9 protein-coding genes are annotated in these 8710 nt (G+C 35.7%); 2 read left to right on the forward strand and 7 right to left on the reverse strand.

Going from position 1 to position 8710, the window contains the following annotated elements:
* Positions 1–144: 144 nt before the first annotated feature.
* The 7 genes from ZA05_RS17890 to ZA05_RS17920 all read right to left on the reverse strand — a co-directional run bounded on the left by ZA05_RS17890 (position 145) and on the right by ZA05_RS17920 (position 5252).
* Complete coding sequence (locus ZA05_RS17890; RefSeq protein ID WP_053993046.1) at positions 145–738, reverse strand: hypothetical protein; 594 nt, start codon at positions 736–738, stop codon at positions 145–147.
* A gap of 152 nt (positions 739–890) precedes the next feature.
* Positions 891–1463, reverse strand: coding sequence for a hypothetical protein (locus ZA05_RS17895; RefSeq protein ID WP_053993047.1), 573 nt, complete (start codon positions 1461–1463; stop codon positions 891–893).
* A gap of 143 nt (positions 1464–1606) precedes the next feature.
* Positions 1607–1810, reverse strand: a complete 204-nt coding sequence (locus ZA05_RS18240; protein ID WP_157514746.1) for a hypothetical protein — start codon at positions 1808–1810, stop codon at positions 1607–1609.
* Positions 1811–2087: 277 nt separating this feature from the next.
* A complete protein-coding gene (gene xerA, locus ZA05_RS17905) occupies positions 2088–3218 on the reverse strand; it encodes a site-specific tyrosine recombinase/integron integrase (protein WP_053993049.1) in 1131 nt (376 codons plus the stop codon).
* A 556-nt stretch (positions 3219–3774) separates the two neighbouring features.
* Positions 3775–4722: a HipA domain-containing protein gene (locus tag ZA05_RS17910; protein WP_053993050.1), complete on the reverse strand. Its 948-nt coding sequence runs from the start codon at positions 4720–4722 to the stop codon at positions 3775–3777.
* 3 nt (positions 4723–4725) lie between these two features.
* Positions 4726–5046, reverse strand: coding sequence for a HipA N-terminal domain-containing protein (locus tag ZA05_RS17915; RefSeq protein WP_053993051.1), 321 nt, complete (start codon positions 5044–5046; stop codon positions 4726–4728).
* Positions 5043–5252: a helix-turn-helix domain-containing protein gene (locus tag ZA05_RS17920; RefSeq protein WP_053993052.1), complete on the reverse strand. Its 210-nt coding sequence runs from the start codon at positions 5250–5252 to the stop codon at positions 5043–5045. Before ZA05_RS17920 ends, ZA05_RS17915 begins: the two co-directional genes overlap by 4 nt.
* 1971 nt (positions 5253–7223) lie before the next feature.
* Here ZA05_RS17920 and ZA05_RS18565 point away from each other — a divergent pair.
* Both ZA05_RS18565 and ZA05_RS17925 read left to right on the forward strand, forming a co-directional pair.
* Positions 7224–7346 carry a hypothetical protein gene (locus tag ZA05_RS18565; protein WP_255350060.1) on the forward strand — a complete coding sequence of 41 codons (123 nt, stop codon included), beginning with the start codon at positions 7224–7226 and terminating at the stop codon, positions 7344–7346.
* A 117-nt stretch (positions 7347–7463) separates the two neighbouring features.
* Complete coding sequence (locus ZA05_RS17925; protein WP_053993053.1) at positions 7464–8543, forward strand: WYL domain-containing protein; 1080 nt, start codon at positions 7464–7466, stop codon at positions 8541–8543.
* Positions 8544–8710: the final 167 nt, after the last annotated feature.

Below are 8710 nucleotides of genomic sequence, written 5' to 3' on the forward strand. Positions count from 1 at the left end.
AGCTTGCAGCCAACGGTTTGTGTATAGTTTCGTTGCGTGAAAATCCGCTAGGATTTTCGTGTTAAGAAACTAAGATAGCAAAGTTGCGTGGATTTTCCGTGAGGAAAATCAGCAGCAATGAATTATACACGGTGTTGGCACCAGTTATTTTATTTGTTTACTTATTTCTCCGTTTAAATTAATTACATAATGGTTGATAATTGAATCTATTTTAGTTTCAGATTCAATAAAATCGTATCCATCTTTGATATGACCATTTGAATCAATCAATGAGTCATGGACATATTCTCTAAATTCCTTTATTTTAAATTTGTTTTGGGCAATAAATTCAAACACTTTCCATTCATATTTAGGAATGGATAAATCATGGTCACATTGGATACCTATTTCCATAAAATCGATTTCATTTTCATTAAGGTAGGTACCTAGATTTGTCTGAGCACAAACTCCGTCATTAAATTCAAACAGTATTATTTTAAGAGAATCGTTTAAAGTAACTAGTTTATCAATATTATATATACCATAATTTTTAATTTCCTCGTTCATTATAGTTAGTAAGGACTTTGGCCAATCTTCTTTGTTTTTTACCGATTGTATTTGTGGAGTACTAATTATAGTATCAACTTTTTTGGGTTCTACCAATTTCTGAATGTTGCTACTTACTTCATCAGTCCGTTTATTTTCCTTAACACAGCAGAAAAGGGTTAAAAGAAAAAGGATATATATAAAAGGTTTCATTTTTTAATTGGTGCCAACGGTTTGTGTATAGTTTCGTTGCGTGAAAATCCGCAGGATTTTCAGGTTTAAGAAACTAAGTTAGCAAAATTGCGAGGATTTTCCGCGAGGAAAATCGGAAGCAATGAATTATACACGGTGTTGTGCACTGGCTTTTATTTTTTCAGTTTGTTGCGATACAATTCCGCTAACTTTTTCCGTTTAGTTTCGTTTTTTAATATTTTCTGTAGCCACATTTGTGGCTGGTCAGTTGCACTTTCGTATTCTTTGTTTTTATATTCTTCAAATTCTGCAAAGTCAAACCAATTTTTGTTGTGAATGTGCTGAAGTGAATAAATAGCCATTTCTCCATTCGTAGCTCCGAAAAATGGGCAAGTATGGATTTTTGTTTTCGTTGTGTCAGCAAGTTTGCCAACCAGAAATTCAGTCAATTTTGTTTTATCATTTTTAGCGAAATTTTTCCATTCTATTTCGCTAAAAACAAGTCTTTTTGGTTCACGTTGGAATGTTTGGTCAGAAATATATTGTTCTCCACCTAAACAACCACCTTTTTCGAAAACCATAAAATTCCACTGTTCTGGAATTGAGTCCGTTTGTTGAAATGAGTCTTGATAATTTTCCAGTCTTAATTCAGCAATTTCCTTATGCGATTCAGCTTTTGTTTCCGAATGATGCTTACAGGAGATAAATGTCAAAATCAAAAGCACTATTTTTATCGGATTTCTCATTTTTCAGCTTGTGCACAACGGTTTGTGTATAGTTTCGTTGCGTGAAAATCCGCAGGATTTTCGAGTTTAAGAAACTAAGATAGCAAACTTGCGAGGATTTTCCGTGAGGAAAATCGGAAGCAATGAATTATACACTGTGTTGCCTACAGTTTTTTGTTTTTTTTAAAGTCTGTTGTAATTCCGTTTAAAATTTTTGGTTTGTTTTTTAAAAGGTTTGCACACTCCAAAATATAGATTTCTATAAAGTCACGTCCTTCTTCCGCCATCATTTTTAGTCCTCCTGTATCGTCAAGGTTGTGAATCCAATAAAAATTTGTAGGATACATTTCATGTCTAAAATCTAGCATTTCGGAATGGTTTACTATTCCAATTATGGGAGCGCTCGAGTCAAATTTGAATATTGTACACGAAAATTCAATGTCCGCTTTTTTAGAGGTAATCGAATACTCGTCTTTAATCCACTTTTTTTTGAATTTTGGAAACCCAAATTCTGATTGCAAGAAGGAGAAATTTTTCAAAATCTCTTTTTCAGATACCTTCCAAGTTGGTTCAAGTTTGTCCATTTTAATTGTAGGCAACATATGGATAAACGCACCGGTGCGTTTATTTCCATTATGATTATACTTACAAATCTAATGGATTTTTGATCATATCAAAACTACTTGTAGCAACATGTGTGTAAATTTCAGTAGTTTTTGTGGAGTTGTGACCTAAGAGTAATTGTATATATCTTAAGTCGGTGCCGTTTTCCAACAAGTGTGTGGCAAAACTGTGCCTTAGGGTGTGGGCAGTGACTTTTTTTCTAATCCCTGCCTTTATGGATGCCCTTGAAACAACCTTGCCAACGGTACTACCACTATATTTTCCTCCGTTCTGGCCTTCAAACAAATATTTTTTAGGTCTATACTCCTTAAAATAGGTGCGTAGGTCATCCAAAACTTTTTGTGAGAGCAGGGTAAACCTGTCTTTATTGCCCTTTGCACCGGTAATTTTAATGAGCATTCGCTTGCTGTCGATGTCTCCTATTTCAAGGTTCAAGAGTTCGCTTCTTCTCAAACCTCCAGAGTACAAAAGGCTTACAATACATTTGTGTTTGATGTTGTTGGTGCATTCAATAACTCTCTGCACTTCTTCCTTGGCGAGTACTGTGGGCAATTTTTGGGACTTTCTTGGGCGCTCAATGGCATAGAACCTATTGGGCATTCCAAGTACAACCTCGTAGTAAAACTTAATACTGTTTATACATTGGTTGATATAGGAATCCGATTTGTCTTCCTTTATCATTTTCGAAATATAGGCTCTAATGTCCATTTCATTGATTTCTTTTAGCTCCTTGTTCGGGTAGAAATTCATAAAATGCTCGAAACAGCATATATAGGTTTTGGAAGTATTGTTGGAATACTTCTTCAATTCCAATTTTTTTAGGTATTCCTTGGGACATGATCGTAGGCTTCTTTTCTGTGTACGTTTTTCATGCCATTTAAGGTTTAAGGGGGCGTTTCCCTCCTTAGCCCTTGATTTGTCAAAGAAAAACTTGCAATTGATCCAGGCAACTCCTTTGAAGAATCTGAAGATTTGGTCAAGGTTTCCTTTTGAATTGGGTATGTGGTACATGGAAAATTCATCACTCCATTGTACATCATTTAATTCTCGTACAATGGCATCCAAGGCTCTATTGGAATAATATTGGAGTCCAATATGCTTTTTTTGATCAATCAGAAGATGTTTTAATGTGATATGTTGTTTAAAAAGCATTCTTTTGGTTTATTTCAGTCCTTTAAAATAGAAATAAAGCAGTGTTTAGTCGGTAGTTAAATGTTTATAGTCGTTTGTAAACGTTTGTAAACGTTTGTACACGTTTGTACACGGATAAATAATTTTGTTTCAGACATAATGGGCGCTATTCAAAAAATACAAGTTATTCCCAGAAGAGGAAATGGAAGTTTCATTAATTGGGTAGTAAACATAAAAAAAGCGGTTTAGTGAAGTCTAAACCGCTAGTTTGCAACTGATTGCTTGTTGTAGCGAGGACGAGATTTGAACTCGTGACCTCTGGGTTATGAAGGAATTTTTATATTCCTGAAACGCCCGTTTTACGGGGTTTTCAGCCCATTGTATGAGAAATCGTGTTCCAAAAACGTGTTCAGTTTCTGTTCACTTTTTTGTTAATAGTTTACTGATATAAAACTAGTTAAAAAAGTGAAGAATCCAAGCCTTATCCATAAAAGAAATGAACACGTTGAAGTAGGTGTGAAATGAAAAGAAAATGGGTTTTCATAAGCAATAAAAAAGTGCCTTATGAGACACTTTTTTATGAATCGATTTCCAACTGTCTGTATCTTGTTTCGAGCAAAGTTTTATAGGCTTCTTTCATTGCTTCTGATAGGAATGAGCTTTCTATCCATTTAAAAGCTTTTGGTTTGTTTTTGTGCATGCGTTTGAAGGAACCGCTAATTTGTTTTTCGGTTAATCCCAACCCTTTGCCTAACAAATCAAAATGTTCCCGTTTTAGCTTCTTTTTCTTTCCAGAAAGTGTAAGTGCTAATTCTTCGGTATCTTCAGGAAACAGGATGGCTACATTTAATAGGTCGTAAGCGGGAGCCAATACCCATCCAGAAGGGCTTTCCATCATTGAAAAATTCTTTAAGTGCATATCATTGTTTCCTGTTAGGAAAACAAACAAAGCCAGTTCAAAATAAAAGATTTTGTCAAGCAGTGTGTTTTCTGAATAGGAGTCAAGGGCCTTTCCAACTCTTTCCATTGAGCTTTTATATTTGTCGAAAGCCTCGGTGATCTGGAACATATCGATCATGTGGAGTTTTTCACCTCTTTCAGTTCTGTCAATGCGTTTGGTGATATAGGATAGCTCCCCTGAAGCCAATCGAATTAATGAGGACGGAACCACACGAATTCCAAAAGCCTCCGCAATACGCATGGTGACATGTTCATTTTCGGGCATTTCAGGAAACTTATCGGAAGGTGGCTTAAAAATGTATTGCCCACCCAAAGCTCCAACAACCGTTAGCCTCGTATCGGAATGGTCTTGGGCTTCTTTTATCAGGGACATGGATAATTTCGCCTGAACACCAGGTACAGCAACACTGCGTTCCACAATGTTTTTTGCCAGTTGATCCATTTGATCAAGGGAATAATCAATTTTTGGAGGTGTAGGACTGGCAAAAAATTCCAAGGAACATTTTTTATGGAAGTCCGTATTGGGCTCTGTTGGCTTATAGCAGTATAAACATTTGTTTTCCATGTGCTATTCTTTAGGTAAAACACTTACGGCTCCAATGCAATTGGCACAACAGGCCAATAAAAGTCCCATACGGTCATTTCGGTTGATCTTCCAATTTTTGGAGGCAATATCCAGTAACCAACCTTCAGGAATGAGGCCTTCAAAAAAAGGGAAAAGGCGTTTTTCTGTATAAGGTTTTGAGCTTACGGGCATGGTAAAAGTGATGAATTTGTCTGGATAGTCTTTGACATATTCTGGAACATATTGAAACACGTATTCGCCATCGTCGGTTTCAGTTAATACACCTGCCAAAATCTCCTTGTAATATACGTTTCCCTGTCTCATTTATTCAGTTCTTTACTGTTAACAGGAGCCAATTCATGACCAAACATGGCTAGGACCAAATTCACTTTGTCCATGTTTAGATTGGTTTTCCCCTGTTCTATTTTTCGTATCACCGTTAAAGCCACGCCTGTACGGTCGGCAAATTCTTCCTGAGTAAGGTTGACCTCTTTTCTACGTTCCTTAACAAATTCAGATAATCTTTTCATTATATGCAATTGAATATAATATTGTGTAAATATAATAAATTATATGTAATTGAATATAATTTATTGTTTATTTGTTGTTTTATATGTAAAAGCATATAGTTTTATGATGTGGAAATAAAAAACGGTTTAGAGTAAAGCTAAACCGTTTAAAATTTTTCAGTTAATTGTGGTTCTTCGGATGAGTATCCAGTTCTAATGACTCCGTAATATTGCCGTTTATCTTTTTTAAAACATATTTCTACCTCGCGACCTGATCGCGAAGTTCCCTAGTACTTTTGAAGTCAATTAACTTTTAAAACCTATTACTATGACTATTTGGACAAAACTAATTCCCATTGTATTTAGTATCCTTAAGGATCTTGGTGATAACTTGGATGATTGCGCAGTTACAACTGAAAAGTAAAACCATAGCACCTAATCGTTAACCACGATCCCTTGCCACACTATGCAAGTACGCGACCTAATCGCGAAGTTTCCTACTACTTTTGAAATCCATTAACTTTTAAAACCTATTGCCATGACTAATTTGATAAGACTAATATCTTTAGTAAATCGTATCCCAACGGTTATCGTTGATATCCTGGATAATAGTTCCAATACAACTAGGCGGTAAAGCAACAGCGCCTAGTTGTTAAAAATGATCTCTTGCAGTGATGCAAGTACGCGACCTGATCGCGAAGTTCTCTACTACTTTTGAAAACTATTAATCTTTAAAACCTATTGCCATGAAAAATTGGATTAAACTAATACCCATTGTAATTAGTATCCTTACGGTTGTCTTTGATAGCCAGGATAATGATTCCAATGCTACTGGGCGATAAAAGTATAACGCCCAGTAGTTAACCTCGCTCCCTTGCCACACTATGCAAGTACGCGACCAGATCGCGAAGTTCCCTACTACTTTTGAAGTCCTTTAACCTTTAAAACCTATTATCATGACTAATTTGTTAAAACTAATCCCCATTGTAATTAGTATCCTTACGGTTATCGTAGATAGCCAGGATAGTGATTCCAATACTACTGGGCGGTAAAACTACAATGCCCAGTAGTTAACCACGATCCCTTGCCTCTCTATTCAAGTACGCGACCTGATCGCGAAGTTCTCTACTACTTTTGAAAAATATTAATCTTTAAAACCTATTGCCATGAAAAATTGGATTAAACTAATACCCATTGTAATTAGTATCCTTACGGTTGTCTTTGATAGCCAGGATAATGATTCCAATGCTACTGGGCGATAAAGGTATAACGCCCAGTAGTTAACCACGCTCCCTTGCCACACTATGCAAGTACGCGACCAGATCGCGAAGTTTCATTCTACTTTTGAAAACTATTAACCATTAAATCTTTTTGTTATGACAAACTGGATAAAACTAGTCACCATTGCAATTAGTATCCTTACGGTTATCGTAGATAGCCAGGATAGTGATTCCAATACTACTGGGCGGTAAAGCAACAGCGCCCAGTAGTTAAAACGATCTCTTGCAGTAATGCAAGTACGCGACCAGATCGCGAAGTTCCTTACTATTTTTGAAAACTATTAACCTTAAAAACTTTTTGTTATGACAAACTGGATAAAACTAGTCACCATTGCAATTAGTATCCTTTCGGTTGTCCTTGATAGCCAGGATAATGATTCCAATGCTACTGGGCGATAAAAGTATAACGCCCAGTAGTTAACCCCGACCTCTTGCAGCAATGCAAGTACACGACCAGGTCGTGATGTTTTTATAGTTCATTAATCTTTAAACTCTTATTGTTATGAACAAGCATATTCTTACAACCATTTCCATTGGACTCATTATTCTAAAGGCTATCGTAGATAGTATTCCGGATGATTCCAATATTACTGGGCAGTAAAACCAAACGCCCAGTAGTTTGCAGTGCCCCCTTGCCACTTTGCAAGTACGTGATTTGATCGCGATGTTCTATATTCCTTTTGAAATCTATTAATTTTTAAATCATTTCGTTATGAATAAGCAAACACTTCCTTCACCTTTTTCTATTGGACACATTATTGTAAAGGCTATCGTAGATAGTATTTCTTTTAAGTCCAATACTACTACTGGGCGGCAAAACCATAACGCCCGGTAGTTTTCAAAGATCCCTATTCACTTTTCGCAAGTCCAAAACTTGCCCGCAATGTTTATAATTAGGGGCCATGATTTTAATAATAAATTGATATTTTTAGCCTATCAATTCTTACTCTTAATGACAAAAAACAAAAAGAAAATCAGCCCAAAGAGTCTACTATCTCTTACAGAAAAAAGAAATATTGCTATTATCATAGCCATCCATAATGCCTTAAACGGTAGTCCTAAATCCAAAGAAGATCTTAAAGAAAAGGCCAACGATGATTTGGTAGAATTGGATTTGCCTTTAATTGAAGATGTAAGAACCATAGAGAAAGGCATTTCTACTATTGAAACTGTATTGGAGATCCCAATAAATAAAACAGGGTCACCGCGTGTCTATACTTACGAAAATAAACCTGTTAGCCTAGTTCATAAACTGTTTAAACAGGCTCAATTGGAATACCTGATTACACTCTATGACATTTTAATTGGTCTGGACGGACTTGGGTTAAAAAATATTAAGGAAAGTGTTTATTCTATTTTATCAGAAAAGGGATTTGATAAATTAGAAGAATTAAAGTTTTTTGAAACTGACGGTGTAGATCACTTTCCAATGATTCAAATTGAAAGCCACCCAAATTTTGAAGTTTTCCAGCAAGAACTTTTTCTCGACCTATTCGAGAGCATCCAACAAAAAGTTGTGTTACAAGTAGAACACGAACAATTTAATTCACAGAAGGAAGTATTACACTTTTCTCCTTTCTTACTAAAACAATATAACAAGCGTTGGTTTTTAATGGGGTTCGATCACGAAAAGTCCCATACAATTCATTTAGGCCTAGAACGTATTAAACGTGTTATGAAAACCGAAGAGGTCTTTAATGAAGCTGAATACAATATGTTTTTTAAGGAGGATTATTTTGAGGATTTTGTAGGAGTAACCAAAATAACTACGGAGCCATTAATGACGATAAAAATTAAGGCCACCAACGAACAGTTCAATTATATTGAAACAAAACCAATACATCAAAGCCAAAAGCTTTTACGTGAAGAATCTCCCGAGAACTACAAAGTATTTACGCTAGAGGTGATCCCAAATTACGAGTTGAAAGCGATGCTGTTGTCTTTTGGCAGTAGTATTGAAATATTGGAACCCGAATCCTATAGAAAAGAGTTTGTTGGAGAACTGCAAAAAAATATAGAGGCCTATAAATGATCAGGCAATCCATAGCCTTTAAACACTCCTAAAGGTTGAAAGGCCATTTTTATATCCTATTCTTTACAGTGATAGTTTTTTATAGGCTTTATATGCCTAATCATTCCCACCAGAAGCGCATTTTGAGCTTCCCTTGCTGTATATTCTTTAACTCATTGATGTCTTGG

This window comes from Mangrovimonas sp. TPBH4 (genome assembly GCF_001280505.1).
Classification (GTDB): domain Bacteria; phylum Bacteroidota; class Bacteroidia; order Flavobacteriales; family Flavobacteriaceae; genus Mangrovimonas_A.